The sequence below is a fragment of the Coleofasciculus sp. genome, from assembly GCF_046565525.1.
Lineage (GTDB): Bacteria > Cyanobacteriota > Cyanobacteriia > Cyanobacteriales > Coleofasciculaceae > Coleofasciculus.
This window is the reverse complement of record NZ_JBKHUP010000007.1, coordinates 35,143-57,316: the sequence shown is the minus strand read 5'-3', so window position 1 is coordinate 57,316 and position 22,174 is coordinate 35,143. Positions and strand designations below refer to the sequence as shown.

At 44.8% G+C, this 22,174-nt stretch carries 20 protein-coding genes; 12 read left to right on the top strand and 8 right to left on the bottom strand.

Translation table 11 applies throughout. The annotated features are described in order from the left end of the window. Nucleotides 1–162: 162 nt before the first annotated feature. Nucleotides 163–2,790, top strand: coding sequence for a hormogonium tapered terminus morphoprotein TftA (gene tftA / locus ACLGGO_RS03840; protein WP_446418330.1), 2,628 nt, complete (start codon nt 163–165; stop codon nt 2,788–2,790). Nucleotides 2,791–3,000: 210 nt separating this feature from the next. Here the strand turns inward: tftA and ACLGGO_RS03835 are convergent, their stop codons facing one another. The 4 genes from ACLGGO_RS03835 to cobU all read right to left on the bottom strand — a co-directional run bounded on the left by ACLGGO_RS03835 (nt 3,001) and on the right by cobU (nt 6,906). Then, nucleotides 3,001–3,210, bottom strand: a complete 210-nt coding sequence (locus ACLGGO_RS03835; RefSeq protein WP_446418329.1) for a hypothetical protein — start codon at nt 3,208–3,210, stop codon at nt 3,001–3,003. 232 nt (nt 3,211–3,442) lie between these two features. Further along, the gene (locus ACLGGO_RS03830) at nt 3,443–5,317 is read right to left on the bottom strand and encodes an adenylate/guanylate cyclase domain-containing protein (protein WP_446418328.1); all 1,875 of its coding nucleotides are present in this window, start codon (nt 5,315–5,317) and stop codon (nt 3,443–3,445) included. Nucleotides 5,318–5,715: 398 nt separating this feature from the next. Next, the gene (locus tag ACLGGO_RS03825; protein ID WP_446337629.1) at nt 5,716–6,297 is read right to left on the bottom strand and encodes a hypothetical protein; all 582 of its coding nucleotides are present in this window, start codon (nt 6,295–6,297) and stop codon (nt 5,716–5,718) included. A gap of 54 nt (nt 6,298–6,351) precedes the next feature. Further along, a complete protein-coding gene (cobU, locus tag ACLGGO_RS03820; RefSeq protein ID WP_446418327.1) occupies nt 6,352–6,906 on the bottom strand; it encodes a bifunctional adenosylcobinamide kinase/adenosylcobinamide-phosphate guanylyltransferase in 555 nt (184 codons plus the stop codon). A gap of 197 nt (nt 6,907–7,103) precedes the next feature. Here cobU and ACLGGO_RS03815 point away from each other — a divergent pair, with 197 nt between their 5' ends. The 7 genes from ACLGGO_RS03815 to ACLGGO_RS03785 all read left to right on the top strand — a co-directional run bounded on the left by ACLGGO_RS03815 (nt 7,104) and on the right by ACLGGO_RS03785 (nt 16,051). Next, nucleotides 7,104–7,823 (top strand): hypothetical protein, encoded by a 720-nt coding sequence (locus ACLGGO_RS03815; protein ID WP_446418326.1) that lies wholly within the window; start codon nt 7,104–7,106, stop codon nt 7,821–7,823. A 399-nt stretch (nt 7,824–8,222) separates the two neighbouring features. Then, entirely contained in the window at nt 8,223–9,179 is a 957-nt protein-coding gene (locus ACLGGO_RS03810) for a glycosyltransferase family 2 protein (protein WP_446418325.1), read from the top strand. 191 nt (nt 9,180–9,370) lie between these two features. Continuing rightward, a complete protein-coding gene (gene hpsU / locus ACLGGO_RS03805) occupies nt 9,371–9,979 on the top strand; it encodes a hormogonium polysaccharide biosynthesis acetyltransferase HpsU (protein WP_446337633.1) in 609 nt (202 codons plus the stop codon). Between the two features lie 224 nt (nt 9,980–10,203). Next, on the top strand, nt 10,204–10,941 hold the full coding sequence (locus ACLGGO_RS03800; RefSeq protein ID WP_446418324.1) for a hypothetical protein: 738 nt from the start codon (nt 10,204–10,206) through the stop codon (nt 10,939–10,941). A 301-nt stretch (nt 10,942–11,242) separates the two neighbouring features. Beyond that, nucleotides 11,243–14,311 carry a TIM-barrel domain-containing protein gene (locus tag ACLGGO_RS03795; protein ID WP_446418323.1) on the top strand — a complete coding sequence of 1,023 codons (3,069 nt, stop codon included), beginning with the start codon at nt 11,243–11,245 and terminating at the stop codon, nt 14,309–14,311. A gap of 89 nt (nt 14,312–14,400) precedes the next feature. After that, the gene (locus tag ACLGGO_RS03790) at nt 14,401–14,775 is read left to right on the top strand and encodes a nuclear transport factor 2 family protein (RefSeq protein WP_446334445.1); all 375 of its coding nucleotides are present in this window, start codon (nt 14,401–14,403) and stop codon (nt 14,773–14,775) included. Between the two features lie 187 nt (nt 14,776–14,962). Further along, a complete protein-coding gene (locus ACLGGO_RS03785) occupies nt 14,963–16,051 on the top strand; it encodes an RNA-guided endonuclease InsQ/TnpB family protein (protein ID WP_446418322.1) in 1,089 nt (362 codons plus the stop codon). 99 nt (nt 16,052–16,150) lie between these two features. On the opposite strand, the gene ACLGGO_RS03780 is transcribed toward ACLGGO_RS03785, so the two are convergent. Beyond that, nucleotides 16,151–16,285, bottom strand: a complete 135-nt coding sequence (locus ACLGGO_RS03780) for a hypothetical protein (RefSeq protein WP_446418321.1) — start codon at nt 16,283–16,285, stop codon at nt 16,151–16,153. Between ACLGGO_RS03780 and ACLGGO_RS03775 the strand changes: the two genes are divergently transcribed. Further along, a complete protein-coding gene (locus tag ACLGGO_RS03775) occupies nt 16,284–16,928 on the top strand; it encodes a Uma2 family endonuclease (protein WP_446418320.1) in 645 nt (214 codons plus the stop codon). The two genes, ACLGGO_RS03780 and ACLGGO_RS03775, sit on opposite strands and share 2 nt — an antisense overlap. A gap of 19 nt (nt 16,929–16,947) precedes the next feature. Here the strand turns inward: ACLGGO_RS03775 and ACLGGO_RS03770 are convergent, their stop codons facing one another. From ACLGGO_RS03770 to ACLGGO_RS03760, 3 genes are all read right to left on the bottom strand, one after another. Next, nucleotides 16,948–18,228 (bottom strand): ABC transporter substrate-binding protein, encoded by a 1,281-nt coding sequence (locus tag ACLGGO_RS03770; protein WP_446418319.1) that lies wholly within the window; start codon nt 18,226–18,228, stop codon nt 16,948–16,950. A 263-nt stretch (nt 18,229–18,491) separates the two neighbouring features. Then, nucleotides 18,492–19,136, bottom strand: a complete 645-nt coding sequence (pdxH, locus tag ACLGGO_RS03765) for a pyridoxamine 5'-phosphate oxidase (RefSeq protein WP_446418318.1) — start codon at nt 19,134–19,136, stop codon at nt 18,492–18,494. 1 nt (nt 19,137) lies between these two features. Beyond that, the gene (locus ACLGGO_RS03760) at nt 19,138–19,317 is read right to left on the bottom strand and encodes a hypothetical protein (protein ID WP_446418317.1); all 180 of its coding nucleotides are present in this window, start codon (nt 19,315–19,317) and stop codon (nt 19,138–19,140) included. A 27-nt stretch (nt 19,318–19,344) separates the two neighbouring features. Here ACLGGO_RS03760 and ACLGGO_RS03755 point away from each other — a divergent pair, with 27 nt between their 5' ends. The 3 genes from ACLGGO_RS03755 (at nt 19,345) to ACLGGO_RS03745 (ending at nt 22,134) form a co-directional block, all read left to right on the top strand. After that, on the top strand, nt 19,345–19,713 hold the full coding sequence (locus tag ACLGGO_RS03755) for a lipopolysaccharide assembly protein LapA domain-containing protein (protein ID WP_446356507.1): 369 nt from the start codon (nt 19,345–19,347) through the stop codon (nt 19,711–19,713). A 79-nt stretch (nt 19,714–19,792) separates the two neighbouring features. Then, complete coding sequence (locus ACLGGO_RS03750) at nt 19,793–20,590, top strand: segregation/condensation protein A (protein WP_446418316.1); 798 nt, start codon at nt 19,793–19,795, stop codon at nt 20,588–20,590. A 380-nt stretch (nt 20,591–20,970) separates the two neighbouring features. Then, nucleotides 20,971–22,134 (top strand): sugar phosphate nucleotidyltransferase, encoded by a 1,164-nt coding sequence (locus ACLGGO_RS03745; protein WP_446334438.1) that lies wholly within the window; start codon nt 20,971–20,973, stop codon nt 22,132–22,134. Nucleotides 22,135–22,174 lie beyond the last annotated feature (40 nt).

The following is a 22,174-nucleotide window of genomic DNA, read 5'->3' as shown; positions in this document are numbered from 1 at the left end:
GTATAGCGCGATCGCAGGTTCAGAGGCTATTTCTTAATCAAATCTTAAGAGTTCAACCCTTAACTTTAATTCAATCTACTCTAACCTCTCTTAAACAAGAAATTCCACAACGCACTATAGTAAAATTACTACAATTGATCCAAATTATTTTATGAACAGCCAATGGCTTTAACGCTTAAAATATTTGCCGATACCCTCCTCAAACAGCAACCTGTCGATAGTAGTCAAATCTCTAACCCTGAAGACCTGTATAGTCTGACCAAAGGGACAGAGTTAGAACTGCACAGTTGGGACCCTAAGGACGGAGAACCCCACCATATCCGGGTGGCTTTTGCCAAAGTCCTGTTTAACAACAAAAATACCTGGTACGCCTTCACCAACCATATCCAGATTTGGGACGGCGAAACCGTCTTGCTACCCCCAGTGTCTCCCCCGGGTTCTACCCAAACCCTGTCTGATGTGCGTTCTTGTTCCACTCATGTCGTGCGGGGACTGGATCAACAGGTGATTGATGAGATGAACTTTGTCACGCCTGACATCCTGGTCAGTTTTGAAGACTTGAATGTGCGCCTGGGACAAGCGGTGTGGCCCTTCCTCCAGCCCGCTGCAAAAGCAGCCATGGGGCGGGCAATTCGCGATCGCGGTATTCCCCTAGTCATCAATTCCGCTTATCGTACCATTGCCCAACAGCTTATCCTCTACAATCACTATCGGGGAGGTCGTCGCTGTGGGATTCAACTCGCCGCCCGTCCGCCTCGCAGTAATCACCAAAGTGGTTTAGCCGTCGATATCCAAGATACCGATGGCTGGCGACCCTTTCTCGAACGACATGGCTGGCGATGGTTGGGTCCGAGGGATTATCCTCACTTCGACTATATTCGCGGCGGACGCGACATTCGTAGCCTAGCGGTGCGGGCATTCCAACGGGTTTGGAATCGATACAATCCCCAGGATCGCATTGCCGAAGATGGAGGCTATGGACCATCAACCGAACGGCGACTGAATCGGAGTATTATCGGCGGTTTTGGGGAAGTCTGGCAGGGCTTTGAAATCATTAAGTTGACAAGTCCATACATGCATGGTAAGGATGTCCGCAAAATACAGAAAGCATTAGCAGATGCCAAAATTAATGTTGGGGTAGATGGCGTGTTTGGACCAGGAACTCAAGCAGCAGTGAGGCTGTTTCAAAAGGCAAAGGGCTTGATTGCCGATGGTGTGGTTGGACCGGCTACCCTGGTGCAACTGGGATTTTTTGGCGCACCTGTGGTTATCTCGCCACCCAAACCTGAACCCAAACCCACTCCAGAACCCGAACCCAAACCCTCTGAACCCCCGACTCCACCCGCAACCTCTGTCGGACGCATCTTGGTTTCTGCGGGTCATGACCTTAGAGATCCCGGAGTCGTGGCGTTAGGCACCACAGAAGCCCAGGAAATGATTCTTACCCGTAACGCCTTGGTGCAGGAACTCCAGTCACGAGGGGTTAATTTCCTCATCGTACCCGACGACCTAGATCTTGCCGGTACAATCAAATGGATCAACGAGCGCGTCCTGCCTGGGGATGTGGCGATAGAATTGGGTGGCAATGCTTTTAATGGTTCTGTTCGAGGGACTGAAGCTTATTATATTGACGGTAACGAGGAACGCAAGAAAGATGCTCAGTTAGTCTTAGAGGCGTTCTTAAAGAAAGTCCCCGAACTGCGTTTACCGGGAAAACCGCTCTCACGGGGCGTTAAACCTGATACCTTGAGTGCCAAAAATCAGCTTCCCTTTTGTCGTGAAGTTGCCGCATCATCTGTTATCTTCAATGTCTGCTTCCTAGACAATCCCGAAGACTTAACCTTACTCCAAGAAAACCGCGATCGCTTTGCTCAAGGTTTAGCTGATGGCTTGCTGCAATGGAGTGGTCAAACGGCAAAATCGGATCAAACTTCACCCCATTTCCAACTGATTAATATCCAAATTCAAAACTATGACCATGACGAAAAAGGGCTTCTGGTCAATGGGAATTCCTATATTCCGGCGGATCTGGTAGCGAATTTAGGTGTTGATCTGACTGTGGAATCGGATATTCGCCAAATCAGTTATGGCAATATCGTGTATGTAAAAGCAGTTGATCTCCAGCCCTTTAATATCTCCGTCGGCTGGGATAATGATACCAGAACGGTATTACTGAATACAGCGACTCAAACCGATCTGGATGAGTCTGACAAGATTATCTGGTTTGGCAATGCTTCAGAAGAAGATTTAAAAGCCTTTCTCACCAGTAATAATGAAAAGGCACTTGACCAGTTCCCCGACATCCATACAATTTACATTGAAGAGGCGGAAAAAGAAGATGTTAATCACGACATAGCCTTTTGTCAGATGTGTCTGATGACCGATTTCTTACGCTTTGGGGGTTCATTACAACCGGAACAAAATAATTTTGGCGGTTTAGGGACAGCCAATAGTGATCCGGCTGGTGCATTTTTCCCAGATATCCGCACAGGTGTGAAAGCTCACATTCAGCACCTAAAAGCCTATGGAACAACGGCGCCCATTGAACATCCGCCCATCGTCAGCCCTCGGTTTCAGTTTGTCTTACGCGGGAGTGCGCCTTCTGTTTATGACTTGAGTCGGCGCTGGAGTCCTGATCCGGAGTATGGGAATAAGATTATGGCATTGGTGCGACGTTTGCATGGAGTGGTGTCTAATGTTGAAGACACGCCTCAATCCTTCTTTATGCGTTTGAGTCATACGGTAGCGCCAATGGAGAATAACGGAAGCGATAGTCCTTGTGCGCTTTAACATTCGCTGTCTTCTCGCCTTGGGTTAAACCCAAGGTGAAAAGCTCAAGTCGTCTTTAGACGACTGGATAAAAGTTTTAGTCCATTTTATAGCAGTGGACACATCGATTAGGACAAACGAACTGAACAGTTGTTCCAGACGTTCCACCGGAACGTCTGGAACAACTAAATGATGTGTCCTAACCGCTATGGCGGTTGCTATAAAAGGTGTTCATACTGTAGAGTTATGACAACCCGATAAGCAGCCACCGCGCACCCATCCTTTCTCTTCCCAACGATCTAAGGGCGCTACGGCATAGTAAGAACTAATCGTCTCTATTTGATTAATGAACTCACTGTCTAATCCGGAAAACATATTATCTAACGCCGCTTTGTCTTTGTGATTTAACGGTACTTTTGAACTGCCCCGATCCCTTAGCATCGTGATTCCCCTATAATTTCAATCCACTTGGACGTTCTCTTTATAGTTTATTAATAAAACTCAATCTAGCTCTGGTTTTTCTATAGAGATATCTTATGAATCCCATTGCTCTCTCCAGCTCTGATCGGCAAATGATGATGATTCTGGATGATTGTTGATCAGCTCTCACTTGAATCAGTATATATACTTAAATAAATATACTCAAATTCTCAGAAGTAGAAAAATTAAATAGTTATTTAATCTTCCCTTTAAGAAAGTAAGTCATCATTTTTCCTTTCCCTTTAACCTGAATCATACCTCGTTCTTCAAATAAATATTTATCCTGTAACTTTTTATACGTAAATTCAGTAACTTGAATTTGATCAGGGAGTCCTTGAGATTCCATGCGTGAGGCGATATTAACCGTATCTCCCCACAGATCATAACTAAACTTTTTGATGCCAATTACGCCAGCAACAACGGGTCCTGTATTCATACCAATGCGAATGCTTAAGGTCTGATTATTTTGGTTATTAAATTTGGTAATTACCTGTTGCATATCCAGTGCCATATTCGCAGTGGCTTCAGCATGATCGGGGCGGGGAGTGGGTAATCCACCCACCACCATATACGCATCACCAATCGTTTTAATTTTCTCCAACCCGTAGCAATCACTCAATTCATCAAATGCAGAAAAAATCCGGTTGAGTAATTCAACAACTTGCGCTGGTGGAAAGCGAGCCGATAATTCTGTAAAGCCAACAATATCAGCAAACAAAACCGTGACTTCCTCAAAATTATCGGCGATTGTACTTTCGAGTTGTTTCAACCGTTGAGCAATTACTTTGGGTAAAATATTTAACAGTAGACGTTCGGCTTGCTCTTGTTCATAGTGTAGCGCTTCTTGCCACGCTTTACGTACCGTAATATCTTCTACTGTTCCTTCATAATAAATAAAATCACCGTGGCGATCGCGAATGGCTCTTGCCTTCTCCTCAATCCAGATTTTGCTACCATTCTTGCGGTAAACTTGCGATTCAAAATCTGAAACTGTTCCATATTTTTCGAGGATACGAATTAATTCATCGTGACGGTTGGGCTGAACGTAAAGCTGTCGATTCAGGTTAGTTAAATTTGCACATATTTCTTCCGCAGAAGCATAACCATAAATAGTAGCTAACGTTGTATTCGCACTTAAAAAGCGTCCACTGGGAGTAATTTTAAAAATTCCTTCGACTGAGTTGTCAAAACTACTGCGATATTTTTCTTCACATTTTTGAAGTTTTTGGGTTAACTCTTTAGTTTTTAATGTAAACAGAATAAATAACGTGGCGGTTATAACACCAGAAACGGTATAAAATAAAATACGGTAAAGTTGAGTATTTCTTAAAGATAGTTGATAAGAACGGTGATAAATTTGCAGGAGCTGTTGACTCTGTTGATCAGTGGGCAATTCCAGAATTTGCATCACCAGACTATCAACCTGAGATTCATGGGTCACAATAATTTCGGCATAGATTAGGGCGGTATCGAGTTCAGAAATACTTAAAGCAGAAGACGCTGCCAATACAGCTGCACGTTGCCGAATTGCTGCCACTTGTCTCTGAATTTTTAAAATTAATTCATCATTGGGAGACAGAGTATAAATTAAAACATCGTTCAATAGAGGATTTAATCGATTGATCAAGTCATCAGCCTTTGGTTCCGCTGCGGCTTTATTAGAGAATTCTTGAATAGTATTGGGCAGAGAGGTTAAGGATTGATTGAGAATAGTTTCTTTTTTGATTACTTCTTGGATTAACTCTTTCTTGCGCTCAAATAGTGAGCGATTACGTCGTAAAGCCGACTTAATTTTTGGTTCATGCTGGCTATTGACAAAATTAGGAATATTTTCTAGGGTATGGTGTAATTTCTGAAGTTGCCTTAAATCATTAAGAATAGTTTCATAATCATCCAAAGAATCCTGTTGAACCTGCAAGATATCCGTATTTAAAGTTGCGCTAGTTTCTTGAAGTTGGTGTAAATTTGACAGATAGTGATGGTGTTGAGTAGAATTAATAGCTTGAGCTTTAATGAATAACATTACCCATAAAAAAGCTCCGCCTGCGGCAATTCCTATATTTCGCATAGCGGAGAACTTCATAAGCAGCTCAATGTCAATCGACTTAACAGACCTTACACCCAAACAGGCGACTCGATCGGGATAGATATCCTATCCACTCCTTTCAGGAGGTGAACGGGGAAACAAAGACATCGTTTGCTAGCACTTTGCTTGCCATCACGAGCCATCAGCCGGAAAACTGCTCCAGCTAGGATATTGGCTCGGTTTAGGTTATGTCTTGTTGGATACCTTCGACCTAGAGTCGGCAAAACACTTTAAGTTCAATGTAAGCTCTACTTAAAATAACTTCCGGTTCAAATCCAGTCCGGAAGAGTTACCCAGTGCAAGGGTGTTAAGTTTGATTGAGAACTTTAATCACTAGCAGATTTGTGCTTACCAGATTGCCAATGAATTGTGATCCGAATTTACTGGGTATCGGTAGGTTCTGTAGAGGTTTGAGGTAACGGACAACAAGAGCGATCGCGCACCAACCGCATATAGTCTTTTTGATTTAACGATTCTGGGGGACGAGAAGATTCTCTTGTCTGATTTTTTGGATCGGGAGAACGATCGCGATCGCCACCCTCTCTATTTTCCCCGTGACGAAGGCGTTGGTGAATCGCACTCAAGCGATTCTGAGTATTGATCGGTTCTCGCGGCGTGGGTAAATCCGTATTGGGCCAATTGGATAAATCGTCACAGGTGCAAGACTCTGGCGGTGATCCCACGTTGAACATAGGAACGGGCATATCACAGCGGGAACAGGGTTCAAGGTCCCACTTTGATGTCAACAATTCACAAACCGTTTGACTGGTTCCTGTGAGATAACAATCCCCGCTTTCGGGTGAAAGTAGATATTGCCAGAGTTCCTCAAACTCCTGACTATAGCGATCGCCAGCAATGATTCGCTGCGGTTGCAGCACGTTTTCACCATTGCGGACGACAACTTTTTTGCCAACCTGAAACCAATAGGCTAGGTAACGTTTGACTTGCTGTTCAGATGCCATAGAATATATTAGACCTCAGCAGCAATAGCTGCTTTATTATTACCGTCTGTATTTCTATGGTAGCGATTCCCGTGATAGCGGTGATCCCAGGGTGCTGAGATTAAGCAGATGACCGCCCGTAACCAAATAAACGGGGTTTGCCATAATACCCAACTGACGCACGACTTGACCGAGGCGATCGCGAAAGGTTCTGCCCATGGGATAAGCTGGAACCACACCCCAACCTGTCTCTTCAGCAACCAGAATTATGGTGGCTGAGGTTTGGCTGACAAGGCTCAAGAGGGTGTCTTTCCTATACTGCCAACTAGAATCCTCTTGTTCTAGGCAATTGGCGACCCAGGTTCCCAAAGAGTCAATTAACAGACAGTAATTCTGTTGATCCCACTCCAGAATTGTCTGTGCTAATTCTATCGGTGTCCACATCAATGTCCACTCGGTGGGGCGTCTCTGTTGATGCTTCTCAATCCGGGCAACCCATTCCAAATCGTTAGGATCAACCTGTGCCGTTGCCACATAAACGACCTGCTTATCCGTCTGTTGGGCTAACTGTTCTGCCCATTCACTTTTTCCAGAACGTGCTGGACCTGTGACCAGGATAAGCTGACCCATGGGTAGTATAGTTCCTGCGATCGCTTTCGTCTGCCATGATCGATTTTACTGGACAATGACCAAAAATTAGCGATTTGCCGAATCCATTCCCGGATTGGGTTAAAAATTGAATAAGTGGGTGGCAATGTCCCAAAACCAAACCCTAGGGACTTCATCTGCTGCATTAAGCGTGATTTTTGCCCAGTGGCATCAGAAACATGAAACCAGAACTGCAACGGATCGAAAGCACTCTATCTCAGTTAGCCCAGGATGACAAAGCCTCATCCACGGCTGTGGCGTCCCCAACAGACTCAACTGACAGCAATGCCCGTGACTCCGCCAAAGGAAAAGAGCCTTCATTTTCGATTAGTGTTACGCCATTCCCGGCTCAAAAACAGCAAAGTAAAACTCCTACACTACCTAAACTTAAATCCGCTAGCTTCAGTGAACATCGCCATAGCGCCAATCCCGCATTGGCAATGAACCTGCTTAAAGAAATTGAAGAGATTGTCTCAGGTTGGCAGAACCAACTACACACGATTGTGCGCCAAATTCAAGATATTTATATGGATGGACCCATCGTTGAGGGTTGGTTAGAATCTCATGCGCGTCAACCTGAAGCTGATCACCCAGGAGTACGTCGTGCTGAGGTGGATCGACTCATGGACTATGTAACCCAACCGTGGCATCAATCTGATACTGATACTCATGTCACCTGTGAATCCCCCCGTGCGGGTTATCGCCTTTGTGGTTTGGATACTGATGGGCAGTTTTGGGTGCGTATCTGTCCTGCGGATCAAGTCCCTAGTGTTAGTTTAGCGATCGCGCGTTATCAGAAGCTACGACAGCTACTGAGTCGCAAAAATGATCTGGAAACGCGCCTAAGCCAGCTTGCAGAAACCCTAGCGGTGTTGCATGCTCATCTCGGTAACGATTGAGGGTTCAACAGAAAGTTGGCAGGTTAGTGAGTGAGGAAGCTATAACATTGATAGAACGTAATGGCACATCTATCACTGTTTCCCATCCCTGATCCAGGTCAAATTCTTTAACTGAGAATTGTACTGTAGCCTATCCCACCAGAAGAAAGACGCTTAAGACGCTAAACTATGGCTATGGATTTGAGTATCTAGCCAAAGGTTCGTTTAGTAAGCTGGGATGGTATGGTCAAGGTGGCAAAATCTCATGCTCCTATCAAGGAATTAGGAAAATGCCACAATTTTCAACATTTATCACAGTTCCACTCGCCCAAACTCGCTCACGTTTTGACTCCTATTCATTGTAGGGTTCAAAATACAAGTCAAACGTTCCCGTTTTTACCGATTAAATATTTTTTAATCATGACCACTATCGATTCTAAAGTTCCCATTTCTGTTCTAATTCCAGCCAAAAACGAAGAAGCTAACCTTCCGGCTTGTCTGGCTAGTGTCGCCAGAGCCGATGAAGTGTTCGTAGTGGATTCTCAAAGTAGCGATCGCTCTATCGAAATTGCCGAAAACGCTGGAGCGAAAGTTGTGCAATTTTATTTTAATGGACGTTGGCCCAAAAAGAAAAATTGGAGTTTGGAGAATCTACCCTTTCGCAATGAATGGGTGCTGATTGTAGATTGCGATGAACGCATTCCCCCTGCACTTTGGGATGAAATTGCTACGGCGATTAACGATCCTAACTATGAAGGGTACTATATCAATCGCCGCGTTTATTTCTTAGGCAAGTGGATTCGCCATGGGGGGAAATATCCCGATTGGAATCTGCGCTTGTTTAAACATCAAAAAGGTCGCTACGAAAACCTGGGAACCGAAGGAATCCCCAACACGGGGGATAATGAAGTTCACGAACACGTTATCCTTAAAGGCTTAGTCGGTTATCTCAAAGCGGACATGGATCATATCGATTTCCGAGATATCTACCACTGGCTGGCACGACACAATCGCTATTCCAACTGGGAAGCCCGGGTCTACCTTAATATGCTCACGGGTCATGATGAATCAGGTACGATTGGTGCTAATTTATTTGGTGATGCGGTACAGCGTAAGCGTTTTCTGAGAAAGGTTTGGGTTTGGATGCCATTTAAACCTACCTTGCGGTTCATTATCTTTTATTTTATCCAATTCGGGTTTCTGGATGGTAAGGCAGGTTATATTTACGGACGTTTGTTGAGTCAATACGAATATCAAATTGGTGTCAAACTCTACGAATTACGCAAGTTTGGCGGTCAGCTGAATCCAGAGGTGGAAACATCAGCCGTTTCATCTCCGAAATCTCCGGCGACTTCTGGGGTTTCTCCCAAGCCCTAATCGATTGTTACAAGGTTCAAATTGCTGATTAAGATTTGGTGAAAAGAAATAGGACACAGAAAACTGGATAACACGGAAAATCCGTGATATTAAGGGGTTTTAGCTTGCCAGTTTACTGTATTGATTTGACTAGGAAAAAATCCAATAACTGATTAGCCAAGAATCTAAAATCTAAAATGGTATAAGTATCTATGAGCCAAGACTTAGACACCACTGTTCCAGGTTTAACCGAACCTCCTGTTTTGGATGACACACCTTTAGTTGATTTGCGAAAGTATGACCAGTCCAACTTTGACCGGGGGCGTTCAAGCTGGTTTGTTTTACTCTGGTGGTTAGTTCAAGCTGTTGCTTTTCCGATAAGTCCTCATAATTTCAATGGCTTTCGCTGCTTTTTGCTGCGCTTATTTGGTGCCACGATTGGTCAAGGGGTACTCATCCGTCCCACCGCTCGCTTTACCTATCCTTGGAAGGTAGAAATCGGAGACTATAGCTGGATTGGGGATGATGTGGTTTTGTACAGCTTAGAGCAGATTCGCATCGGATGCCATTGTGTGATTTCTCAGAAAAGCTATCTTTGCACCGGAAGTCATGATATTCAAGATTCGGCTTTTGGTCTAAAAACAGCGGGAATTAGCATTGGGAACGGAGTTTGGATTGCTACTGATTGTTTTATTGCTCCCGGTGTCCAAATTGGGGCGAATGCAGTGATTGGCGCCCGCAGTAGTGTTTTTAGTAATATTCCGGCTCAACAGGTGTGTTGGGGTACACCTGCTCACCCCCGTTATCTACGACAGATTTAGTTGACAGGCTCTCTAGAGTTCAAAAGTACAGGCAATTATTTACTTTATAAATAGTCTCCAATATGGCTATATGAATATAAAAATAAATAAATAATATTAAAATTTGTTGAGGCAGTAGTAATTACTACCTTACTGTGATAATTGTATGTATAGTAAATGAACTAAACCATCCTTGGGTTCACTGAAAATCGGGTCAACTGCTCTTATAAATTTATCAAAAATACATGGGAACAAACAAAGTCAAGCCCCTTAATTTTTCTGGTACATACATAGATGCGAAGTACGTTGAAAATGTGGAAAATTATCCCATTAACAGGCGTACCATTGTTGTCAACCCAGAAGAATCCGATGCTTACCTGAACGAAACGAGTAGGAGCATTATTCCCGCCTTTTCCTCGACAATCCTCAACGATACCATCATCAAGGAAGCAAAATCGTTGCTGTTGCTTGAAGTGGTAGAGACGAAAAACATCGGTAAGATTGTCTTTGAGTCAGGGTGGGATTTGTTAGGCAACTTCCCTGGTGTAGACTTTCCCAAAGATGTACCCCTCTGGAAGTCCCCCCAAGACGAAGCCGGAATCCTAGAAGTTGATCCTTACTTTATGGCAAGGCAATCGAGTCAGCCTGATCACCAAGAGAAGTTTTCGGTTAAAGTCAACCTCTGGTATGCCCCTTCTCTTACCGATTGTGCTATCCATAACCAACATGACTTCCTTGAAATTCATACCCAAATCTTTGGACGGGGAAGTATGCAGAAGTTCAAAGAGAACGATTTTAACACTCTCTATGAAGATCTCTTGATGATTGAGGGATATACCCAGATCATTCCATTTGGTAAAGTTCACAAACACCAGAAGTATACCTATCCGTGGCATCAATATTACGCGGATACCGATTGCATCTGGATGGCGATCGAATATCACCCCATTAAAAATAGCCACAAAGTGGGAAAAAGGGAATAATTGGATTAAGGTATATCGAGGAATTTGAACGGGAAACTATTTCCGGGTTGCTCAGTACCAAAACATCCATATCTAAGTTTTGATTTCATGGCAGTATCCATGAAATAATTCTTAATAGTGCCTTTGTTTTTCGGCTTAAAGCTTTTGGCGATAATTCATTCACCATTAGCGTTTCAACTTTTTTAATCATGTTTCCCTCGCTACATTATCTGGGAAATTCCCATATTTTGTTGCGTGACTCTATTCAGAACAAAATTCAACCTTTCTTTAATTATTTTTGCCGAGAGAACGTAACATCATCATGTCGAACGAAATTTTTCCAAGTAATCGCATTTACAAGTTTCTCAAGGTTGAGGAATATTTTGGTCGCTATAAAGAATGGGACAAACTGGACTCAGCCGTCAGTCATTCCTTCGAGGCGACTCAAAACACGTTGAGCCTTACATTCAAGAAGGGAGATGGCAGCGATTGCCTGATGTTAATCCAGATCCTTCAGAATGATACCTTGCGGGTGCGCTTCAACCCGAAAAAGTCAACGGAGGGGGAATATAGCCTTCTTGACCACTTGCTGGCAAACCGTAACTTTGATGAAACAGACGAAGAGTTACTCAAAAATCTACTCTTTGATGTAGAATACATCGAAAGCAATGGTCAGGTGGTTTTGAAAACCAAGTCTGACCATAATCCCGTGGTCATGGAAGTGGTTGTCACCTTGGACCCCTTTGGCATCAAAGTGTTCAACAACTCCACATCCAATGCCGACTATGCAAAAATTCCCCTTTGGCAAACCGCAGAACCAGGAATTTACTATACCCCCAATGGTCCAGATGATTATGCCATCATCCAAGCAGTCAAGAGTCCAGCCGATTCCAAGTATATTGGGTTTGGCGAACAGGGAGGAACCAAACTCAGCAAAAATACCGAGCAGTTGAATTATTTCAACTTCGATAATATGCGGTATCGACAGGTCTATGATCGAGGACCTTTAGATAACCGCGAACCCCTTTACCACTCGGAGCCTTTCTTCTATGAGTTTAATGGTATTCCGGGGAGTAAAAACGTCAATGCAGTTCTCCTGGATAACCCCAGTCAAGTGTTTATTGATATCAACTATAGCAACTCCAGTCGCTATATGTTGGGCACTCGCTTTAACGACCTTGACTATTACGTCTTCATCGCAGAAGATCCCAAGGATATCTTAGATAGCTTTACCGCCATTGTCGGTCGCGCTGAGTTGAAACCGCGTTACGCCCTGGGATATCACCAAGGGTGCTATGGATACGAATGTGCGGCAGATCTCAAGTGGGCTGTTGACAAACATCGGGATTATGGTATTCCTCTGGATGGGCTGGCTGTAGATGTCGATCTTCAAGATAACTACCGGACTTTTACGATCAAGCCGAACTACCAAACGAATAAGAACAATCCCCAGGAGCAAACCTTCGGCAATCACAAGGAAATGTTCAGTTACCTGCGATCGCGGGGGGTTAAGTGTAGCACTAATATTACCCCGGTGATTAGCAAGCAAGATGAGGGCAACCCAGGTTACTACTCAACCTACAAAGAGGGACTAGACAACGGCTACTTTGTTCTCGACAAGCGCTACGATGCAAACAATCCCGACAATTTTTACTACCAAATCTACGGTGGCGGTAATGAATACTCTTCCAATCCAGATGGGTGGGTTGAAGGTTACAACAGCGGCAAACCTTACATCGGTGAAGTGTACTACGGAAACGATGGCGCTGGCAACGAGCTGGGAAGTCCAGGTCACTACGCCGATTTCGCCCGCCCTGAAGTGCGCGAATGGTGGGGTAAACAGTATACCTACTTGTTCGAGCAGGGGCTAGAATTTGTCTGGCAGGATATGACCACCCCGGCAATCCGAGATAAGCGGGGAGATATGAAAGGCTTCCCCTTCAAGCTCTATATCAACACCGACTTTGAAGGCACAGTGGAACAAACCACTGTCCTGAAAGCATGGAACACCTACTCCTACAATCTGCACAAAGCCACCTACGAAGGACTGAATAAACTACCCGGACGGGAGAATAAGCGCAACTTTATCATTGGACGGGGCAGTTATGTGGGTTCTCACCGATATGCTGGCTTGTGGACAGGGGATAACTCCTCTGACTGGGATTTCTTCCAGATGAATATCTCCCAAGTTCTGTCTCTCGGTATGCACGCCTTAGCCATCACCGGGCAAGATATTGGCGGTTTTGAACAGTCAGCCAGCGACGATAAGCAGAAGTGGGCAAATCCAGAACTGGTGATTCGTTGGACGGCTGCAGGTGCTTTCTTACCCTGGTTCCGCAATCACTACGTCCGCAAAGGGCGCAAAGAGTTCCAAGAAGTCTTCCAGTATACGGAGTGGTTTCAAACCTGGGGTAAGGAGATTCCCGCTCCCCAAGACTTGTACTACATGGTTCCGACAATTTGCCGGCATTATATTCAGCTGCGCTATCGCCTGATGCAGTTGTTCTATGATGCTTTGTTTGAGAATACCCTGGATGGTCTACCGATATGCCGTCCCTTGTTCCTCAACGATCCCCACGACTTATCTCTGTACAACGATAAAGAACAATTCCTCAACGATGAGTTCTTTGTCCGCAAAGATCTGCTGATTGCTCCAGTGTTGCACCCGCAATCGGAAAATAACAACAATGGTAAGCGGGATGTTTATCTGCCCCAAGGTAGCGACTGGTATGGTTTTGTGAACAACAGTATGCCTTTGGGTTCTGTGGTAGAAGGGGGAACAACGATACGCGATTTTGATGCCAATATCAATCTCAATGGCGATCACATTCACTTTATCGTTCCCATGTATGTCCGCGCAGGGGCAATTATTCCCACCATTGAGCTAGAACAATACGTGGGACAATTAAATGCAGAAGGGAAACCCAATCCGATTACCCTGAATGTATATCCTGGGCAGCAAGGGGAATACACCATGTATTTGGATGATGGGGTGAGCCGTTCGTCTGCTCCGAAAGCCGAAGTGGATGACGATAAAGCCAACGACGAATATCGGGCGACCAAGATTACCCACAGCTACACCAGCGAAAAGACGCGGGAGATTAAAGTAGAGCGCGTCCACGATGGATATACGCCCCAATACGAGCAGTATTTCTTTGTGGCTCTGTTGCATGATCCAGGGGAGGCAAAGGGAAATTTTGGCCCACTCAAGAGCGTTACCATTGCCGGACAACAGGTAAGTGCAATTACTGGTAACAGCCCAGAGGAACGGGCGCAGCATCTCAACGATTCTGCCAATAATGCTTGGTATTACAACGATACCATCAACATCAGTTTCATCAAGGTATTCGATAATGCTTCGTCGATTACCCTCAACTTGGACTATGTATAATATCAAGTTCGGTTAGCTATGTAGAGACGCGCCATGGCGCGTCTCTACGTCTCACCCATTCAGCGTTCTTAAGTGGGAGGAATTGTATTATGAAAACGGATAAAACGACAGAGGAAACGAAAAAGGTGTGGAAACACCACATTGAAGCATGGGATGCAGGCGATCTAGATGAGATTATGGCTGACTATGGCGAAGACTCCATATTGATTTTGAACAATACAGTGTACAAGGGGATTGAAGCAGTACGTGGTGTTTTTGGGCGTCTTTTTCAGATATTTAGCAATGGTGAAAACATAATTGATCCTGAAGTGATTGAAGGAGAAGTGATCTACATTACTTGGCACTTTACGCCGACAAATGATGACACTTACTTTGGAACGGACAGCTTTGTTGTCCACAAAAGCATGATTAAATACCAAACCATTGCGTCTCTACTGTATGAAAAATACCCCATAGGTTCTTGATGGAAAAAGGTTGACAGTCGGTTGCCTAGCTGTTTGTTCGTGTCTCATTTTTTTCAATGGTTAATGATTAAAGCCTGATTTACAGGTAATTTCTAGATATTTCTGGAAAATGTCTCAGGGTTATTTTTTCGGAAAACAAAAACTTATGGCTGTATGATAAAAGTATCACATTGAATGGGTCGGATCAATGTTGCTAGGATTCAAGACAGAACTAAGACTGAACAATAAGCAAAGGACGCTGTTAGCTAAACACGCTGGCACAGCCCGTCATGCTTGGAATTGGGGACTGGGTTTAACCAAACAGATACTCTTACACAACCGGAATACTCCAGAGGACAAGATAAAATTCCCTACTGGTATTGACCTACATAAATGGTTGGTAGCGCTGGTTAAACCCGCTTATCCCTGGTACTACGAGGTAAGCAAATGCGCTCCCCAATATGCGCTCAGACAATTAGCTGAGGCTTGGAAACGGGCATTTAAGAAAACAAGCAAGCCCCCACGGTTTAAGAAAAAAGGACGGGGCGATAGCTTCACCCTGGATGGGGCAATCAAAGTCGAACACAACAGGATTAGAGTCCCGGTCATCGGTACTTTAAGAACTTATGAGCGATTACCATTAGCTTATCAACCCAAATCCGTAACCATTTCCAGAACGGCTGATCGCTGGTTTATCAGTTTTAAGTTGGAGATTGAGCCGTTCAATATCCATAAACCTTACCCCGTTGTGGGAGTGGATTTAGGCGTCAAGGCACTAGCTGTCTTGTCTACAGGGGTTGTGGTAGACGGCGCGAAAGCCTACCGCAAGCATGAGAAAAAGCTCTCAAGATTGCAATGGCTCAACCGTCATAAAGTCAAAGGCTCGAACAACTTCAAGAAAGCTCAAATCAAGATAGCCCGTTTGCACCGGAAAATAGCTAACATCCGATCCGACACATTGCACAAATTCACCTCCTATTTAGCCAAAAACCACAGCCGAATAGGGATAGAGAACCTCAACGTGTCTGGCATGATGGCTAATCATAAGTTAGCCAAAGCCATTCAAGATATGGGCTTTCATGAGTTCAAATGCCAATTAGAGTACAAGTGCCAATTGTATGGGTCAACCTTAGTTGTAGTTGAGAGATGGTATCCCTCAACCAAAACCTGTTCCCAATGCCACACCGTAAAAGATTCAATGCCCCTATCTGAGAGGGTTTTCCGGTGTGACAACTGCTCTTTTGAAATGGATCGCGATTTGAACGCATCGCTCAATTTGGAGATAGCCGCCAGTTAGGTGGTGATAGCCTGTGGACTGGATGAGTGCCGACACCGCCAGAATGAAGCAGGAAGTAAACGGCAGATTTTACCGGATATTGGTAGGTATGTGTAAGTTTTACGTAACGGAGCATCCCACGCCCCGAAAAAAGCGAAGAGCGATCGCGCTACCCGATGTACTGTAGGCGGCAATAGGCAAGGGAAAGCGGCAAATCCCCAACCCGCGATCGCGAACTCTACCGGAGAAAACCATGCAAGTCCAACTTAAGCAAATAATCCTTCCCCCCGGTCAACAACTTCTGATGACCGATGTCAGTTGGCAAATGTACGAACAACTGCTAGAGGAGTTCGGTGAACAACGGGGTTCGCGGATTAACTATAGTCAAGGACTATTGGAAATTATGGTGCCTTTACCCGAACATGAAGATGATAAAGTAATGATTGCCGACTTTGTCAAGGTACTCCTAGAAGAACTAGACATAGAATTTAGAAGTTTGGGTTCAACAACCTTTAAAAGTGAAACCATGCAACAAGGGATAGAAGCAGATGATTGCTTCTATATTGAAAACGAAGCAGCAGTTCGTGGGAAAAAACGCATTGATTTAAGCGTAGATCCGCCGCCCGATTTAGCCCTGGAAATTGATCTTACCTCCCGCACTCGATTTAATAACTACGAAGCATTAGGAGTAGGGGAACTGTGGCGGTTTAACGGGACGAAATTAGAAATAAACGTGCTGCAAGAAGGTGAATACATCCAGGTGAGCGAAAGTCCTCATTTTTCGGGATTTTATTTGGGTGAAGCACTCCCCCACTATTTAGAACGGAGTAAAATTGAGGGGCGAAATCAAACGATGAAAGTTTTTCGTGCTTGGGTGAGACAGCGAAAAGAAAACTAAATTAAACAGAAAAATTATATTATTGATCAGACCAACTTTCCTCAATCGTATTCAAAACACCATCCAAATCTTCTCCACCGACATAATCTACAATACCTGTCCAAAACGTACCCGTTCCCACGGCTCCTGGCATCATATCTGAACCGTCGAAGCGCACAACTTTCGCATTGATTAAAATCTCAGCTTGCCGTTTCGTCACCTCATCCGGATAAGCGTCTAAACTCACCTGTTGATGCGGAGAGAGATAACTACCCAAACTTGCCAAGATTTCATGAGGCTTTGATGTTGCTAAATACTCCATTAACTTTCGCGCCTCTGGAGTATCATTAAACATGGCAACGATTTCACCTGATACCAAAACCGGAGCATCAATGTCTTGATTAATCCTGGGAAATGGAAAAACATCAACATCCTTGCCCATCACCACATTATCCGGGAAAAATGCTGTAATAAAGCTACCCTGATGATGCATATAGCAACTGGGTGGCTCTTCAAAAAGACCCTTCGGGGAGTCTCCAAATGGGGTACTCAGCACACCCGTTGTACCCCCAACAACATATTTAGGGTTAAGCGCAATTGTGCCAAATTTTTCAAAAGCTGTCTTAACGGTGGGATGATTGAAGGAAATTTCGCGAGTAATCCACTGATCATAAACCTCTGCGCCAGCCGTATGCAGCATGATATCTTCTACCCAGTCTGTCCCCACCCAACCTGTAGCACTACCATTCTCCATACCGATGCACCAAGGTACACCACCATCAGCGACAATTTTGTCAGACAATGCGATCATTTCATCCCATGTTGTCGGGACTTTATACCCCTTAGCTGTAAAGGCGGTTGGGTTATACCAAACTAAGCTTTTGACAAATGCCCTATACCAGATACCATAGATTTTGTTATCAACGCTAGCTAAATTCAACCAATCCTGAGCATAAGCATTGGATAGCTGTGTCGTATCCATAAAGGAATCAATCGCCACCAGGTTTCCTTCTCGAGCAAAGTCAGCCATCAAGCCCGGTTGGGGAAACATGGCAATATCCGGCGCATTACCTGAATCAACCCGCACGGGTAATAGAGTGGCGAACTCATTTGTGCCTTCGTAAATCACCTTAATTCCTGTTTCTTCAGTAAAAGGCGCTAGGGCTTTCTTGAGTTCCTCCTCACCCTTACCGGTAACGACTCCCATAATCGTTACTGTGTCGCTTTGAGCAGACTTATTTTGAGCCGGAGTACAAGCGGCTAAAAGTATTGGTAAGCTCAGTAGTAAAGTCAGCGTTTGACCAACTTTTGCTCTCAACATTTCTATTTTCTACCCAAGGGGAATAAACTTAATCCACTGATGCACCCCACTGGTTAATTTTTAATAATTAGTTTTCGGCTTGATGTTGCAAAAATCAACATCAAGCTTTGGCATCATAGCCCTTCTAAGATAACCTTGATTGTGGCGATCGGCAATAACTTGTAAATTATAAACTTTTAATAATTAATTTACAAAAAATTAACAATTCAGCAAATGACGTAGCTGGCTTCTCGCGTCGTGAGTATGACATAAGACAAATAATTCTAAGGAGATAGGCGTTGTATCAGCCAGTTGCTATCTTCTGTGCGTTGATAGAGCAACCGATCATGTAACCGACTCGGACGCCCCTGCCAAAACTCAATGGTGACAGGAATTAATCGGAATCCTCCCCAGTGAGGTGGACGCGGCAGTGTTTTATGCTCATACTCTTTTTTAAGCTGTTGTAATCGTTGCTCAAGTACCTCGCGGCTGTCAATCACCTGACTTTGCTCAGATGCCCAAGCACCCAGTTGAGAGTCTTGAGGACGGCTGTGAAAATAAGTGTCTGACTCCTGAGCTGACACCTTTTCAATCTGTCCCTCAATCCGCACTTGTCGTTCTAGCTGAGTCCACCAAAACGCGATCGCGCCCCAAGGATTTGCCAATAACTGTTTTCCCTTGCGACTTTGGTAGTTGGTATAGAAAACAAATCCCCGCTCATCGTAGTCTTTAAGCAGTACCATCCGCGCCGACGGTTTACCATCGGGTGTTGCTGTTGCCAGAGTCATTGCATTGGGTTCTGGTAACTTTGCGGCTACCGCTTGGTCAAACCATAAGGTAAATTGCCCAAATGGATTGGGATGAGCATCTGTTTTACTTAACCCCTGTAGGGTGTACTCTTTCCGCAAATCGGCGATGCTTTTACTCATGTCATTTTGCCTTGGACGTTATTTCTCGGTCTGGACTTAGGAGGTAAAGAGAACACTCAATCCAGGCACAATACTCATTTGCCGTTTGTCCGGCAATCCCCACGCTACTAACGTGGAGCGTGGGGTTGTTGAATTTTTGCTCTAGACAAAAGGTTTGAGCGTCTCTTGCTAAAATTGTCAAGACACTGTGTGCTGGAGGACTCAACTGATGCGACAACTAAATTTTCTGCTCATATTTGCTGTGTGTTTAGCGTTAGTTTTATTTAGCTTGCAAAACACCCAGCCTACGTCGATTCAAATTATTGAAGGTATTGATGTTGAGGCTCCTCTAGCCCTAGAACTGATTATAGCCATGGGACTAGGTTCTGTGTTGGCATGGCTTTTTAGTGTCTGGACGCAGCTACAGCGACAGCTAGAGTCCTGGAAAGCCGTTCGTCAGATCCGGGCGAAAGAGGAACGCATTGAAGAATTAGAGCAAGACATGGAACGCTACAAGGCAGAAATCGAAGAACATCAGTTACCCGCACTATCGGCATCTGAACCTGTAACTGAAGGTACCATTGTTGAACAAGGGTGAATTATGGGGAAGTGCTTTGAGTTTTGAGTGAACTTCCTCATCTCCCCCATCTCCCTTGTTCCTACCTGAAAGATTGGTAATGAGACAAACACCTGCTACCGAAGCGATCGCGCTATTAATTGACCTAGCCCAACGGGGAGAAATCGATCCCTGGGATGTTCAGGTGATTGAAGTGATTGATCGCTATTTGAGTAGTCTCCCTTGGGGAGATGATGCCTTGAGTCCCCGTGAGACAGATTTGTCCCAATCCGGACAAGCTTTTTTATGGGCGTCAATGCTTGTCTTACTCAAAGCAGACACGCTACAACGTTTAGAGGAACCCGAAGAACCCGAACAAAGCGATACCGAAGCGGAAATCGAACCCACGAGTGAACCGCGCTTACCCTTGTATTTAGAACGCCATATCCGTCGTCGCACGGCTGCGCCACCGCCCAAAAAACGCCCCGTCACCCTGAGCGAGTTGATCGAACAATTGCAGCAAATGGCAGATCAACTTGAAGCCACCCCAATACCCATCCGCTCAACCCGCCGACAATCTCTCTCACGAGGACAAACGGCACAAGCTATCGCCCATCTAGCTCATGATGAAAATCTCACCGATATTGCTAAACGCTTAGAACAGTTCATTTCCAGTCATTGGCACGAAATAGCCGCCGGAAAAGATTGGCTGAATCTAGAGCAATTGCTAGAGTGGTGGACGGTATCACCAACAGTATCGACAAACGGCAATCGCCGAAGGGCTGTTGATACCACTGAACCTCTAGTCAGCGATAGAGTCGGTGTGTTTTGGGCGCTGCTCCTGTTATCGGCTCAGTCTAAGGTGGAATTATCTCAAGAGGAGTTCTACCAAGACCTAAAAATCCGGACGCTGGGGTAAATCAATCAGGGGTGTTATCTGGGATTACGATTGGCAGCTTCATCGACTGCTCAACACTTGACAGAATGCACCAATACCAGTTCCATGAACCGCATCTTGCCATTTTGCTTCCTAGCTTTTGGCAAGAGCCTTCAGATACTCATGTATACGGTATGTAGTCTCCTACATACCCACAAAGGTAAGTGGTGCATATTGATTGGGTATCGGTAGTCACTCAAACTTTTGTGAATCTACCCCTTTGTCACCTGATCTCTGTCATTTTTCCCGGTATATAGGATGAGTCTTGACGACGGTTAAACGTCCTTGGAGGGCAACCACTGAGCATCAGACTCAATTGACTAACTTGCAAATTTGTGGCGTAGCTTGAGGAAGATAATATTATGAAAGCCATGATTCTGGCAGCCGGTAAGGGGACTCGGGTTCGCCCCATTACCTATACCATTCCCAAACCATTGATTCCCATCTTGCAAAAACCTGTAATGGAGTTTTTACTGGAACTTCTAAGACAGCATGGTTTTGACCAAGTTGTGGTTAACGTCTCTCACTTAGCCCACGAAATTGAAGGCTACTTCCGAGACGGTCAACGATTTGGTGTCGAAATTACCTATTCATTTGAAGGTCGAATTATCGATGGTCAATTGGTGGGGGAAGCCATGGGTTCTGCGGGTGGCATGCGTAAAATCCAAGACTTTTATCCCTTTTTTGACGACACCTTTGTTGTCCTTTGTGGGGATGCTCTGATTGATCTCGACTTGTCTGCTGCTGTCAAGTGGCATAAAGAAAAAGGTTCTGTGGCTACAATTGTGACCAAACCTGTGCCGCGAGAGCGAGTCTCTAGCTACGGTGTGGTGGTAACTGACGAAAGCGGTCGGATTAAAACTTTCCAGGAAAAACCCTCGGTAGAAGAAGCTCTCAGCACCAATATCAATACGGGCATTTATATTTTTGAACCCGAAGTCTTAGATTATATTCCATCTGGTCAGGAATATGACATCGGTGGCGATTTATTTCCCAAATTAGTGGAGATGGATGCGCCCTTTTATGCCGTATCTATGGATTTTCAGTGGGTGGATATTGGGAAAGTCCCCGACTATTGGCATGCGGTTCGGGGTGTTTTGAGGGGAGACATCAAAAATGTCTCGATTCCCGGCAAGGAAGTGGCTCCCGGTGTTTACACGGGATTAAACGTGGCGGTTAATTGGGACAAAGTGGATGTCACAGGACCGGTTTATATTGGCGGCATGACCCATATTGAAGATGGTGCTAAAATTATTGGTCCATCGATGATTGGTCCGAATTGCTGGATTTGTAAAGGGGCAACTGTTGATAACAGCGTGATCTTTGAATATTCCCGCTTAGGGGCAGGAGTTCGCTTGGTCGATAAGCTAGTCTTTGGACGCTACTGCGTTGATAAGACCGGTGCGACTATCGACGTGCAAGCTGCTGCCCTCGATTGGTTGATTACAGATACCCGCCGTACACCACCATCCCAAGAACCCGAAGAACAGCAAGCTATAGCTGAACTTTTGGGTAACGGTGGTTAGTCGGCAATCTCGCTTGTTGCTCACCCAACCATTCATGTTA